The sequence below is a fragment of the Pseudomonas paraglycinae genome, from assembly GCF_021601625.1.
In the GTDB taxonomy this organism is placed as follows: Bacteria; Pseudomonadota; Gammaproteobacteria; order Pseudomonadales; family Pseudomonadaceae; genus Aquipseudomonas; species Aquipseudomonas paraglycinae.
The window spans coordinates 114,280-127,502 of record NZ_BQHR01000010.1 but is presented as its reverse complement, the minus strand read 5'-3'; the positions used below and the strand labels follow the sequence as shown (position 1 = coordinate 127,502).

Here is a 13,223-nt window from a genome sequence, read left to right as displayed (position 1 = left end):
CCTACTCCTTGGCGACGCGTTTCATGTCCGCATCCATCATCATGCGGATCAGGGTGTCGAGGTCGGTTTTCGGTTTCCAGCCCAGCACGCGCTGGGCCTTGGCCGGATTGCCGAGCAGCACTTCGACTTCCGCAGGGCGGAAAAACGCCGGGTCGATCTTCACGTAATCCCGATAGTTGAGGCCGACGTGATCGAAGGCGATGCGGCACATCTCGCGCACGGTGGTGGTGACGCCGGTGGCGACCACGAAATCGTCGGGCTTGTCCTGTTGCAGCATCAGCCACATGGCCTCGACGTAGTCACCGGCGAAGCCCCAGTCGCGCTTGGCATCGATGTTGCCCAGGGCCAGCTCCTGCTGTTTGCCCTGCTTGATCCGGGCCGCAGCGTCGGTGACCTTGCGGGTGACGAACTCGATACCGCGCAGGGGCGATTCATGATTGAACAAAATGCCGCTGCTGGCGTGCAGGTTGAAGCTTTCGCGGTAGTTGACGGTGATCCAGTGGCCATAGAGTTTGGCCACGCCGTACGGGCTGCGCGGGTAGAACGGGGTGTTCTCGTCCTGTTGCTCGGCCTGGATCAGACCGAACATTTCGCTGGTGGACGCCTGATAGAAACGCGTGTGCGGGCTGAACTGACGGATCGCTTCGAGCAAGTGAGTCACGCCCAGGCCGTCGACGATGCCGGTGGTTACCGGTTGGTCCCAGGAGGCGGCAACGAAGCTCTGGGCCGCCAGGTTATACACCTCGTCCGGCGCCGACTTGATCACCGCGCGCTGCACCGAGCAGGCGTCGGCCATGTCGCCGTCCAGGTAAACGATGTCGGCTTCAACGCCCATCTCGCGCAGACGCCAGCGCGAGTCGCTGCTGCGCCGTGCCACGAGGCCGTGAACCTTGTAACCCTTGTCGAGCAACAGTCTGGCCAGATACGCGCCATCCTGGCCGGTGATCCCTGTGATCAATGCACTTTTTGTCATTCTTGTCGTACTCGCGTCTCCCAGTCGGACAGGATCGCCCGCAGGGATTGTTGTGTAGTGATTTGCGGCGTCCATCCTGTGATCCGGGCCAGCCGTCGGTGGCTGCCGCAGACGCGACGCTGATCCGCGCGGCGCATACGTGCCGGATCCTGAACCAGTTGCAGCTTGACCTGGGCCAGGTCGCCCATCTGTTCGATGAGGCTGCGGATGCTTTGCTCATGGCCTGAGCAAATGTTGTACACCTGCCCCGGCGTGCCTTTTTCCAGCAGCGCGAAATAGGCCGAGACCACATCGCCGACGTCGAGGAAATCGCGGGTGACATCAATGTCACCGACTTCCAGTTGCGGCGCCTGCAGGCCTTGCTTGATACGGTTGATCTGCCGCGCGGCGCTGGCGATGACAAAACTGTCTTTCTGCCCGGTGCCGATGTGGTTGAACGGACGCGCGACCAGTACCGGCCAACCTTCGCTCAGCCCCCATTGCAGGCTGAGGAACTCCGCCGACAGCTTGCTGACTGCATAGGGATTGCGCGGGCAGGGTGGTTGTTGTTCGGTGATCGGCAGCGCGGGTTCTTCGACCTGGCCATAGACGTCGCCCGAGCTGACATACAGGAACGTGCCCTTGAAGCCGCGGGCCTTGAGGGCCTGCAACAGGTTCAGAGTGCCGAGCAGGTTGATGTCGAGAGTACGTGCCGGGTCGCGGAAAGCTTCGGGGACGAAGGTTTGTCCAGCCAGGTGAATGATCGCATCGGGCAGCTGCGGCCACAGATCGATAAGGCTGTCCGGTTTTGTCAGGTCGTAGGCCGAGGCGGCAGGCAGCAGCTGCCACGACGCGTCTTCCCCTTGCAGACGTGACTGGATGTGTTGTCCTACGAACCCACTGAGGCCCGTGATGAACAGACTTTTTTTCAAACAGCGACCCCTTGGTCTTTAACTTTCACCTCTTCCCACAGGCTTTAAGGGAATGTCTGTCAGCCCCCTGGTAAAACCGGGCAGAACGGCAGGTGAAGTCATTGTTGTAGTTGTTTGGCTGCCAATCTGTGCCAATTGCGCAGCAATTTCAACCGGCCAAACCGTGACCGGTCAGTTCTCGTCAGCGTAGTCGCGTTTTTCTCGTCGGGCGGTTCCCGAACCTTCAACGGATGTGTTTAGAATGCCCCTCGTCACGGTTCCCCGAACGCTGCCGGAGTGGGTGTGCAACCGGGTGAATCTGACCACTAAAACAAGAACGAAGACGTGTCCCGGAACACTGGACGAGCATCGGCCCTGCCGACTCGATCCAATGGCCAGGCCGTCATAGCGTGAAGTTGCCGGGATGGCGGTTTCACCGTGGGATGCCATGAATTTCATTCTCTACTCGGACGTCAACGACCGCTCCATCAGCCAGAGTCTCGGGCGTCCCGAATACAGCTATTACTTCGTGCTCAAGGCCTATCGCCCGGTGCTTGAAAGCCTCGGGCAGGTGCATGTGGTGTCCACCACCGCCGAGGTCGATCCGCTCTATCGACGGCTGCTTGCTGCCGGCGAGTCCAGCGTGTTTCTGTCTTTTACTCCGCCGCAAAATACCCCGAGCGATCTTGAATGCCCGACGATCTGCGTGATCGCATGGGAGTTCGATTCGATCCCGGACGAGTCGTGGGACGATGATCCGCGCCACGACTGGACGCAAATGCTCGCACGACAGGGACGGGCCATCACGCTGTCGAGCCACACCGCCCGCGCGATTCGCCGCGCCATGGGCGAGGACTTTCCGGTACTCGTGCTGCCGACGCCCTTGTGGGAAAACTTCGCCGTCATTCGTGAGCAGCACGTCAGTGCGCCGATCAATCCAGGCGCGACCCTGGCGATCAAGGGCTGCATTTTCGACAGCCGCACGCTGGGACTGTCTGCCGATGATTTGCTGCCCAAACCGCTGACCGCCGAACAACTGGCTGAAATCGAGGCACTGCGCCCGCCACCGCTGACGGTCAAACGACGCCTGGTCATTGCCCGTCACTATCTGCGTCTGTGGAGGCTGGGCGCGGGTGAAGAACGGGTGAAATTCCTGCACCACTGGTACTGGGAGGGTGTGCAGGATCTGCTGTCGGACAGCGCACACGCCTGGCTTGAAAAACGTTTCCCGGCCATCGCCGCTCCGCATGCGGTGGCGGTGGTCGAGCCACCCCCGCTGGATTTGCCGGACACCTCCTCAGTGGTCGAGACCGCGGTGGAAGGCGTGATCTACGTCACCGTGTTCAACCCCAAAGACGGCCGCAAGAACTGGCACCACCTGATCACCGCGTTCTGCTGGGCCTTTCGCGAAACGCCTGACGCGACGCTGGTACTGAAGATTACCCAGAACGATCTGGCGTCCTACTACAGCGAACTGATGACCCTGCTCGCGCAACTGACACCGTTCGCCTGCCGGGTGCTGGTGATGCACGGTTACCTGGACGACGCGCAATACGCGCGGCTTTACCAGGCCGCCAGTTTTTACGTCAACGCCTCACGCTGCGAAGGCCTGTGCCTGCCGCTGATGGAGTTCATGTCCAGCGGCAAACCGGTGATCGCCCCGGATCACACAGCCATGGAAGACTATATCGACGACACGGTGGCCTTCGTCGTCCGGTCCAGCGAAGAGCTGACGATCTGGCCTCAGGACACCCGGATAATTTATCGCACGCTGCGCTATCGGCCGGACTGGGCTTCGCTCAAAAGCGCCTACGAGAACAGCTACCGTATGGCCAGGGCGCAGCCGCAGGATTACGCGCGCATGTCTGCCGCCGCTGTCGAACGCATGCACGAGTATTGCGCGTTCGCCCCGGTGCAACGGCGCATGGCGGACTTTTTCGGCCTCGAGCCACTGGCCGCCGATGCCGCCCCTGTGACGGACAACGCCTCATGCTGATCATCATTCATTCGGAAACCAACCAGCACACCATCGCGCAAAACCTCGGCCGTTCGGAGTACAGCTACTACTTCGTACTCAAGGAGTACCGGCCGGTGCTCGAACGCCTTGGGCGTGTGGTGGAAGTCGTTGATCCGGCTCGCGAAGTCGATGCGTTGTATCTGGAATGCCTGGCCCGTGGCGAGCCCTGCGTGTTTCTGTCGTTCTCGCCGCCGCACCGCACGCCGATCCACCTCGCGTGCCCGACACTGCCGGTATTCGCCTGGGAATTCAGCACCATCCCCAACGAACCCTTCGACAACGAGCCGCGCAACGACTGGCGCACGGTGCTCCGGGCCTGCGGTGCGGCGATCACCCATTCCGGTTACACGGTCAATGCCGTGCGCGAGGCCATGGGCGCCGATTACCCGATTGTCGCGGTCCCGGCGCCGGTATGGGATCGCTTCGCAGCCCGAGGCGCGCAGCTTCAGGGTCAGTCTCCGACCGGACCGGTGCGACTGACGATCAAGGGACTGGTCGCCGACAGTCGCCAGCTCGACCTCGACGCCTTCGGCCCGGAACATTTGCGCCGTGGTGAGGGCATCGATTTCCAGGCACCGGTGTGCGAGCAAGAGTTGTTGCTGGACGGGGTCGTCTACACGTCGGTGTTCAATCCCGGTGACGGCCGCAAGAACTGGGAAGACATGCTGAGCGCATTCTGCGTGACGTTTCGCGACATCGAAGACGCGACGCTGGTACTCAAGCTCACGCACCACGATGCCGAAGAAGCGCTCAGCGACATTCTTCATCACCTGTATAAGAACCAGTCCTATCGCTGTCGCATCGTGCTGATTTATGGCTACCTCGCGGACGCGGACTACGAGCGTCTGGTACAGGCCACGCGTTACGTGGTGAATACTTCTTACGGTGAGGGCCAGTGCCTGCCGTTGATGGAATTCATGTCCTGCGGCAAGCCGGCCGTGGCGCCGCGGACCACGGCGATGATCGATTACCTGAGTGCCGAGAACGCATTCCTGGTCGAGTCCTCCGATGAACTTACCGCCTGGCCTCACGATCCGCGCAGGGCTTTCCGTACCCTGCGCTACATGACCAACTGGGCGTCGGTCTGCGTGGCCTACCGCGACAGCTACGAAGTGGCGAAACACGATCCGCAGCGTTACGCACACATGGCGGCCCGGGCCGTCAGCAGTCTGCAGGGTTTCTGCAGTCAGGCAGTGGCAGAGCAGCGGTTGCAGGTTTTTCTCGCGCAACTGTTCGAGCATCAGGCATCCGCGGGCACCGAGGTGCCCCAGGCATGAGTGACAAACGAATCCTGGACATCGAAGTGCTGCGGGCGATCGCGGTGCTCGGTGTGCTGTTTCATCATTTGCAGGGCAGCCTGTTCACCGACCCGGTACCCCTGCTGGAAAAAATCCACGCCTGGGCGCAGCCGTGGTGGGGCGTCGATCTGTTTTTCGCGATCTCCGGATTCGTCATAGCCCGCAGCCTGATCCCGGCGTTGCGAGGTTGCACGACCCGTCAGGAATACTGGGAGCAGACGCGCAACTTCTGGTTGCGCCGGGTCTTTCGTCTGCTGCCGTCGGCGTGGCTGTGGCTGGCGCTGATGTTGCTGGCGTGCCTGTTTCTCAATCGCTCCGGAGCGTTCGGTACGCTGCACGCCAACCTGCAGGCGACGCTGGCGGGCGTGTTGCAGTACGCTAATTTCCGTTTTGCCGACAGTTTCTTTCATTACGAGTACGGCAGCAGTTTCGTGTATTGGAGCCTGGCGCTGGAGGAGCAGTTCTATCTGCTGTTCCCGCTGCTGATTCTGGTGTGCCGCAAGCATCTGGTCTGGGCGCTGCTGGCACTGGTTGCGGTGCAATTGTTCACCCTGCGCACGCCGATACTGATGGTCATCCGTACCGATGCGCTGGCCCTGGGTGTGTTGCTGGCGATGTGGAGCATGCAGCCGGGCTATCGCCGGTGGGAGCCGACTTTCCTGCGCCGCCCGTGGGCCGGAGTGGGCGCGCTGATCGTGCTGGCGCTGCTGTTGAGCTACGTGGCCACCGACCGTTTCACCTTTGTTTCTTACCGCATCGGCTCGATTGCCGTGCTCGGTGCGCTGCTGGTGTGGATCGCTTCGTACAACCGCGATTACCTGCTGCCTGCCGGCAGGCTGCAACGGTTGATGGCATGGGTCGGCAGCCGTTCCTACGGGATCTACCTCATCCACATTCCGGCTTACCAACTGGTGCGTGAGCTGATCTTCCGCTTGCAGGAGGCGGGAATGTCCAGCCCTGCCGGTCACCCGATCATGACGCTGTTGCTGGCGTTCGGTCTGATCGTGCTGCTCAGCGAGCTCAATTACCGTCTCATCGAAATGCCGATGCGCAATCGAGGCGCTGCCCTGGTGCGGCGCCTCGGTACATCGCGAATCGCCGTCCCATCCTCTGGAGCCACCTCATGCTGAGCCTTTTGAAGAAACTCACGGCGTCGACGCCTGCACCGATGCCCGAGCAGCCAGCTGCCGGGAAGGTCGATTCGTACATGCTCGGCCTGCACGACGCGATGCTCAGCGGCTGGTTCAACCAGGAAACCGGTGAGCTGTTCAAAGGCTTCCCGGTGACCGCCGATGACACCTTGCTGGACGTTGGCTGCGGCGACGGTGGCAACGTGCATTTCTGCGGCATGCGCGGGGCGAAGATCATCATTGCCGACATCGACGGCGCCAAGGTCGAGGCGACCCGCCAGCGCCTGAGCGATACCCCGGCGCGTGGGGTCGAATGCCATGTCACCGACTGCAATCCGCTGCCGATCGCCGATGGCACCGCCACTCGTGTGGTGTCCACCGAAGTCATCGAGCACGTCGACGACCCGGCGCAGTTCCTTGCCGAGCTGGTGCGCGTCGGTCAGTCGGGCGCGCTGTACCTGTTGAGCGTGCCGCATCCGAGCTCCGAAGACCTGCAGAAAGATATCGCCGCGCCGGAGTATTTCCAGAAGCCCAACCACATTCGCATCATCAGTGAAGAGCAGTTCAAGGCGATGGTCAGCGAGGCGGGACTCGAGATCATCAGCCATAGCCAGTACGGCTTTTACTGGTCGATGTGGATGTTGCTGTTCTGGGAGGCCAAGGTCGATTTCAGCAACCCGGATCACCCGTTGCTCAACCATTGGGCCGAGACCTGGCAAGCGGTGCTCGACTCGCCGCGCGGCGCGCAGATCAAGCAGGCGCTGGATGCGGTGGTGGCCAAGAGTCAGGTGATCATTGCCCGCAAGCCCTGAACGCTTTTGTGTAACCTTGCAGCTTGATGTCTCAGGGATCTGCAAGGTATGCGCTTTATCATCGGGTGGTTGGCCCTGGTGGCTGTGTTGTTGCTGTGTGCTTGTGAACGACAGGACGCGGTGCCGCTCGATCAGCAGCTTTACGTCTGGCAACGGCAATGGACGCCAGCCCATGAACGTGCCTTGAACGACAGTCGCAACGACTTTTCGACGTTGCGGGTATTGGCGTTGCAGGCTTTCCCGAATGACGGCTGGAGTCTCGCACGCGTCGATTTCGCGCTGCTGAAACACGATGCGCGGCCGTTGATTGCGGTGATTCGCCTCGACGGCCAGCTCAAGGCGCTCGATACGCAAGCGGTCACGGCGCAAATCCTTCAAGTGCTCGCTGACTGGCAAGGCCAGGGGCTGAACCTGAGCGGCGTCGAGATCGATCATGACGCCGGCAATGCCCGACTGCCTGCTTACACTGAATTTCTCACTCAGTTGCGCGGCGCATTGCCGGCCAATCTGCCCCTGAGCATCACCGCGTTGCCCGCCTGGCTCGACAGCCCGCAATTGCCGGCGCTGCTGGCGACCGTCGACAGCAGCGTGTTGCAGGTGCATGCCGTCAGCGATCCGCGTCGCGGTCTGTTCGATCCCGAGCTGGCCCAGCGCTGGGCCAAGGCCTGGGGGCGGGTGACCGACAAACCGTTTTATCTGGCATTGCCGGCCTATGGCGTGGCGTTGTTGGCGGCTGCCGACGGCGCCCCGGTGGTGGAAAGCGAAGTGCCGCTCGAGCGGGGTGGCCAGCGACGTGAGTTGCTTGCCGATCCGCAACAACTGGGCCGGCTGGCCAATGAGTTACGCGAGGATCGCCCGGCGCACCTGGCCGGTCTGATCTGGTTTCGGCTGCCGTTGGCCAACGACCGCAGAGCCTGGAGCCTGAGCACGTTGCGTGCGGTCGCCCGAGGCGATGCATTGAGCAGCCAGCTCGGACTGACGTTCACCGAACAGAACGGCCTGCAAGACATCGCCCTGCGTAACGTCGGTAACCTCGACAGCGCCTGGCCCGCCCGCATCACCCTCAAGGCCCGGGGCTGCGAAGGTGCCGATGCGCTCGCCGGTTATGCGTTGCAACAGACGGCGGATCTGCTTACCTTCACCCGCCTGCGCGACGGCCGATTGCCGGCGAACGGGCAGCGTGCGATCGGTTGGGCACGCTGCGCAAATATTGATCAAGGAGGTTCGCATGTTGACCCGTAACTGGCCGCGCCATCTGCTTTGCCTGAGCCTCAGCCTGCCGCTGGGCTCGGCGCTGGCCTGCGGACCGGATTTCCCGATGCGTCTGCTCGACGATCGCGGGCAATCGCTGGCGGAGCTGCCGGAGGGCAACTTCAGGTTCGAGATCAGTCGCCTCGGCAAAACCATTGCCGGGCTGAAAAACGTCACCGCCGCCACCCACAATCCGGATGACATCTACGCCGAGGCTCCAGAACCCGCCGAGGTGCGCGACAAGGCCGAACAGATCGGCCTGACGCCTGAACAGCAAGCGCTGGTCAAACAGCTGCGCAGCCTGACCGACGCGCGTCAGGTCGAGGTGCAGGGCGCGAGCCTGCCAGCGGAACTGCGCCTGTATGTGGCGGGCGCCGTGGCGTTCGGTGCCGGTGACCATCAATTGGCTGTCGAGTATTTCCACCAGTTGCTGGCGTTGCCGGCCGATCAGCGCGCGTTGCGCAGCACCTGGGCCGCTTATTCGCTGGGCCGGGCGTTCTTTGCCATGAGCAGCGAAGCGGGCGATGCGCTTGAAGCCTGGGAAAACGCTATCGACGCGTTCCGCCAGACGCGGCAACTGAGCATCGACGGCTTCAGCGATCCGCTGGAACTGGGCGTGGCCAGCCTTGGCGAAGAGGCGCGAGCACTGCGCACGGCCGGCAGCTGGGACAAAGCCATCGAACTCTATGCTACGCAAAACCTGCATGGCTCGAACGTCGGCTACACCTCGCTGAAGCTGTTGATGAACGATCTGGCAGAAGAGCCCGAGGATCGACTGGAGAAGTTGCTGCGTGGCAAAGCCGTGCAGCAACTGGTGACCGCCTCGCTGATCAGCCGGATCGGCTGGTCGTTCGGCGATGAACCGCCGAACGAGAAGAAGCTGGTCAAGGCGCTGCAAGCGAGCACCCGCGGCAGCCTCGATAACGCTGATCGTCTGGCGGCGATGAATTATCAACAGGGCGATTACGCCAGCGCCAAGGCGTTCCTCGAACACGCTGGCGACAGCGGTCTGGCGTGGTGGCTGCGAGCGAAACTGGCGGTGCGCGATGGCGACAGGAACGCGGCGGCTGCGGCTTATGCGAAAGCCGCGCAAGCGTTCCCGCAAGACGAATCCTGGGGCGAGCGGCGCACTGCCGACTGGAATCTCGAAAGCGTGCAGCCCAAATGCCGGGTCGAGGGTGAAAGCGCCATTCTGGCGCTGCAACGTGGCGAGTACCTGCAGGCCTTCGATCAGTTGTATCGCAGCCAGAACATTTACTGGTTCGACGCCGCGACCGTGGCCGAGCGCGTGCTGACGGTCGAGGAGTTGAAAAACTATGTCGATACCAACGTCCCGGCGCCGCCTGCGTTGAGCCAGCAGGATCGCGACAATTACGTGCCGCTGCCGGTGGCCGCCAGTCTGCGTAATCTGCTGGGGCGACGTTTGTTGCGTGAGGGGCACTACGAAGAAGCGGTTGGCTATTTCGACAGCGCGGATCTGCAGAACAAGGCGCGGCTCTATGGTGAGCAACGCCTCAAAGCCGATTCGGCATGGTGGCCAACCAAACGTGCCAGCGCACTGTTCAATGCTGCGTGGACAGCCCGTGAGTGGGGCATGGACATCCTGGGCTACGAAATGGCCCCGGATTACGCGACCTTTGGTGGCAACTTCAGTCTGGAAAACGCCGAGCTGAAAGTCGGACCGCTGGTGAGCGAGGCCGAAGTCCAACGTCAGAAGGCCAGTGAAGCGCAGCCGGATGAGCGCTATCACTATCGGTTTGTTGCCACGGCGCTGGCCAGCCGTGCGGCGGATAATCTGCCGCACACCAGTCAGGCGTTTGCCGCTGTGTTGTGCTCGGCAGCCGGTTTCAATAGCAGCCTGCAAGAGCAAAGCGCGCTGTATCAGCGATATGTGAAAGAAGGTCCGTACATGGGCTGGGGCGGCTATTTCGGTCAGCAATGCCCTTATCCGGATTTCGCCAACGCAGACAAACGCTACGTCACCCAGGTTGTCGATGCTGTACGCGGAGTGTTGCGACCCTACAAGCGTGCGGTGCAGATCGGAACCATTGTCGGGTTAACCGTGATTGCGCTGGTGATCATTACCCGCCGCCAACGCAAGGCCCGCAAAACCTAAGCCTGCTGGACGAAGGTCAGGCGCACGGCAAAGCCGATCAACAGGCTGCCGAACAGCCACTGTTGCACACGTTGGGCCGTCTGGCTGTGTTTCAGCCAGCGGCCCAGCGCGGCGCCGGTCAGGGCGTAGGCGCTGTCGAACAGCAGGCCGGCGCCCACCAGCATCGCGCCGAGCAGCGCAAACTGCGTCAGCACCGGTGCGCCATTTGCCACGATGAACTGCGGCAGCAACACCGAGCAGAACAGCAACGCTTTCGGGTTGAGCAGGTTGGTCAACAGGCCGCGACGGATGGCGGCGTAGCACTGCGCATGACTGTCCGTGATGGTGCCGGCGTTCAGATCCGGCAGCAGCGTGGTGCGCAGGCACTGAATGCCGATCCACAGCAAGTACGCCGCCCCGGCGATCCGCACGGCATCGAACGTCCACGGCGCCGCCTTGAACAGCGCCGCCAGCCCCAACGCCGCGAGCGCTACATGACAGCCTCGGGCGATGGCCAGACCCACCGCCGTGGCCAGCGCTGCACCGCGCCCCTGGCGAGCGCCGGTCTGCAGCAGCAGGATCATGTCCGGGCCGGGCAACAGAAAGACCACTGCCAGCGCCAGGAAAAACAGCCAGAGACTCGCCATGTCGCACCCCTTTCGTTGTCGATTCGGTCGCCTCAGTCTAGGGCCGAAGGGCAGGGCAGGTGGTTGCGTAGTCAGCTTCTAAAGGCCTCTGAATTGGCATAACCTGCGCTCTTTCACCGCTCAAACCATCAGGATCTGCCAACCATGAAACTGGACGCCTTCGACCGCAAGATTCTCGCCGCGCTGCAAAGGGACGGGCGCTTGAGCAATGTGCAGTTGGCCGACGAGATCGGTCTGTCGGCATCGCCGTGTCTGCGCCGGGTGCGGATGCTCGAAGAGGCCGGGGTGATTCGCGGTTATCAGGCCAATCTGGATCGGGAAGAAGTGGGGTTGGGTCTGACGGTGTTTGTCGGGGTCAAGGTCGAGCGGCATAACGACGAACAAGCCGAGGCGTTCCACCGGGCGGTGACGGCGTTGCCGGAGGTGATTTCAGCGTTTCTGGTGTCCGGGGAGTCGGACTTTCTGCTGCAAGTGGTGGTGCCGGATCTACGCGCCTATGACCGCTTTCTCACCGGGTGCCTGTTGAAGCTGCCGGGGGTGAGCGACATCCGCAGCAATTTTGCGATCCACACGGTAAAAACGCCCGGCGCGTTGCCGCTGGGGCATCTGCCGTCCTGATACTTCCCGCATTGCGCGGGAAGTATTCGCACAGTGCTTACATCTGCGTCGCCATCCCCTCGACATTCATTGCTGCCTGACGAAGCGCTTCGGAGCGGGTTGGATGCGGGTGACAGGTCAGCGCGATGTCCTCGGCCGAGGCGCTGAATTCCATGGCCACGCAGAATTCGCCGATCATTTCGCTGACGCTCGGGCCGACCAGGTGCACGCCGAGGACTTCGTCGGTGCGCTCATCGGCGATGACTTTGGCGAAGCCTTCGGTCTCGTGATTGATCTTTGCCCGGCTGTTGGCGGTGAACGGGAATTTGCCGACCTTGTACGCCCGGCCTTCGGCTTTCAGCTGCTCTTCGGTCTTGCCGACGCTGGCCAGCTCTGGCCGGGTGTAGATCACGTTGGGAATCAGGTCGTAATTGACCTCGCCGGCCTTGCCGACGATCTGTTCGATGCAGGCCATGGCTTCGTCTTCTGCTTTGTGCGCGAGCATCGGCCCGGACGTCACGTCGCCGATCACCCACACGCCGGGCGCCTCGGTGCGATGCTGTTTGTTGGCGAGCATGCCGCGTTTGTCGGTGCTCAGGCCGACGTTTTCCAGGCCCAGGCCCTGGGTGTACGGACGACGACCGATGGCCACCAGCACGTAATCGGCTTCAAGGATTTCCGCGCTGCCGCCAGCGGCAGGTTCGACGCTGAGTTGTACGCCAGTGGCCGAGGAGGTGGCGCTGGTCACTTTCGAGCTCAGCTTGAAGCTGATGCCCTGTTTGCTCAGCGAGCGTTGCAGAGTCTTGCCGGCTTCGCCGTCGACACCGGGGCAGATGCGGTCGAGGTATTCCACTACCGTTACCTGCGCGCCGAGCCGGCGCCAGACCGAACCGAGTTCGAGACCAATTACGCCTGCGCCGATCACAACAAGATGCTTGGGCACTTCGCTCAAGGACAGCGCACCGGTCGAGTCGAGGATGCGCTTATTGTCGATTTCCACGCCGGGCAGGGGAGTGGGCTCGGAGCCGGTGGCGATGACGATGTCCTTGGCGGTGAGCTCGATTCGGCTGCCCTGATCGCCGGTCACGCTGACCTTTCCGGGGCCGTCGATGTGGCCCCAGCCCTTGATCCAGTCGACTTTGTTTTTGCGGAACAGGAATTCGATGCCTTTGGTCAGGCCGCTCACGCTTTCATCTTTCTGCTTCATCATTTGCGCAAGGTTGAGCGTGGGTTTGACCTCGATGCCGAGGTTGGCGAACTCCGCGCCCAGCGCCGCTTCGTAGAGCTCGGACGCATGCAAAAGCGCCTTGGACGGCATGCAGCCGACGTTCAGGCAGGTGCCACCCAGCGTGGCGCGGCCCTCGACACACGCGGCCTTGAGACCCAGCTGGCCGGCGCGGATGGCTGCGTTATAACCGCCGGGGCCACCGCCCAGAATCACCACGTCATAGTTGCTCATGCTCTTGCTCCTGGCTGAAGGATGCGGATCAGTAAAAGTAGTTCGTGCTAAAAA

Annotated in this window: 11 protein-coding genes; 7 read left to right on the top strand and 4 right to left on the bottom strand. The window is 62.2% G+C overall.

What is annotated here, in order from left to right; genetic code table 11:
- Window position 1: 1 nt before the first annotated feature.
- Window positions 2-973, bottom strand: coding sequence for a GDP-mannose 4,6-dehydratase (gene gmd, locus L6D82_RS16575; protein ID WP_007954189.1), 972 nt, complete (start codon window positions 971-973; stop codon window positions 2-4).
- On the bottom strand, window positions 970-1,884 hold the full coding sequence (locus L6D82_RS16570; RefSeq protein ID WP_129972462.1) for a GDP-mannose 4,6-dehydratase: 915 nt from the start codon (window positions 1,882-1,884) through the stop codon (window positions 970-972). Before L6D82_RS16570 ends, gmd begins: the two co-directional genes overlap by 4 nt.
- 427 nt (window positions 1,885-2,311) lie before the next feature.
- On the opposite strand from L6D82_RS16570, the gene L6D82_RS16565 reads away from it, so the two are divergent.
- From L6D82_RS16565 to L6D82_RS16540, 6 genes are read left to right on the top strand one after another with little or no spacing between them, the layout of a single operon-like run.
- Entirely contained in the window at window positions 2,312-3,859 is a 1,548-nt protein-coding gene (locus L6D82_RS16565) for a glycosyltransferase (protein WP_236190517.1), read from the top strand.
- Window positions 3,853-5,157 (top strand): glycosyltransferase, encoded by a 1,305-nt coding sequence (locus L6D82_RS16560; protein WP_102687924.1) that lies wholly within the window; start codon window positions 3,853-3,855, stop codon window positions 5,155-5,157. The genes L6D82_RS16565 and L6D82_RS16560 overlap by 7 nt, the downstream gene beginning before the upstream one ends.
- Window positions 5,154-6,308 carry an acyltransferase family protein gene (locus L6D82_RS16555; protein ID WP_236190516.1) on the top strand — a complete coding sequence of 385 codons (1,155 nt, stop codon included), beginning with the start codon at window positions 5,154-5,156 and terminating at the stop codon, window positions 6,306-6,308. The genes L6D82_RS16560 and L6D82_RS16555 overlap by 4 nt, the downstream gene beginning before the upstream one ends.
- Complete coding sequence (locus L6D82_RS16550) at window positions 6,302-7,120, top strand: class I SAM-dependent methyltransferase (RefSeq protein WP_085747987.1); 819 nt, start codon at window positions 6,302-6,304, stop codon at window positions 7,118-7,120. The genes L6D82_RS16555 and L6D82_RS16550 overlap by 7 nt, the downstream gene beginning before the upstream one ends.
- A 48-nt stretch (window positions 7,121-7,168) precedes the next feature.
- Window positions 7,169-8,362 carry a DUF3142 domain-containing protein gene (locus L6D82_RS16545; protein ID WP_236190515.1) on the top strand — a complete coding sequence of 398 codons (1,194 nt, stop codon included), beginning with the start codon at window positions 7,169-7,171 and terminating at the stop codon, window positions 8,360-8,362.
- Entirely contained in the window at window positions 8,349-10,487 is a 2,139-nt protein-coding gene (locus tag L6D82_RS16540) for a hypothetical protein (protein WP_236190514.1), read from the top strand. Before L6D82_RS16545 ends, L6D82_RS16540 begins: the two co-directional genes overlap by 14 nt.
- On the opposite strand, the gene L6D82_RS16535 is transcribed toward L6D82_RS16540, so the two are convergent.
- Window positions 10,484-11,113 carry a LysE family translocator gene (locus L6D82_RS16535; RefSeq protein ID WP_236190513.1) on the bottom strand — a complete coding sequence of 210 codons (630 nt, stop codon included), beginning with the start codon at window positions 11,111-11,113 and terminating at the stop codon, window positions 10,484-10,486. The two genes, L6D82_RS16540 and L6D82_RS16535, sit on opposite strands and share 4 nt — an antisense overlap.
- A gap of 144 nt (window positions 11,114-11,257) precedes the next feature.
- On the opposite strand from L6D82_RS16535, the gene L6D82_RS16530 reads away from it, so the two are divergent.
- Complete coding sequence (locus L6D82_RS16530; RefSeq protein WP_236190512.1) at window positions 11,258-11,731, top strand: Lrp/AsnC family transcriptional regulator; 474 nt, start codon at window positions 11,258-11,260, stop codon at window positions 11,729-11,731.
- 37 nt (window positions 11,732-11,768) lie between these two features.
- Here L6D82_RS16530 and lpdA read toward each other — a convergent pair whose 3' ends face one another.
- A complete protein-coding gene (gene lpdA, locus L6D82_RS16525; protein WP_085747982.1) occupies window positions 11,769-13,169 on the bottom strand; it encodes a dihydrolipoyl dehydrogenase in 1,401 nt (466 codons plus the stop codon).
- Window positions 13,170-13,223: the final 54 nt, after the last annotated feature.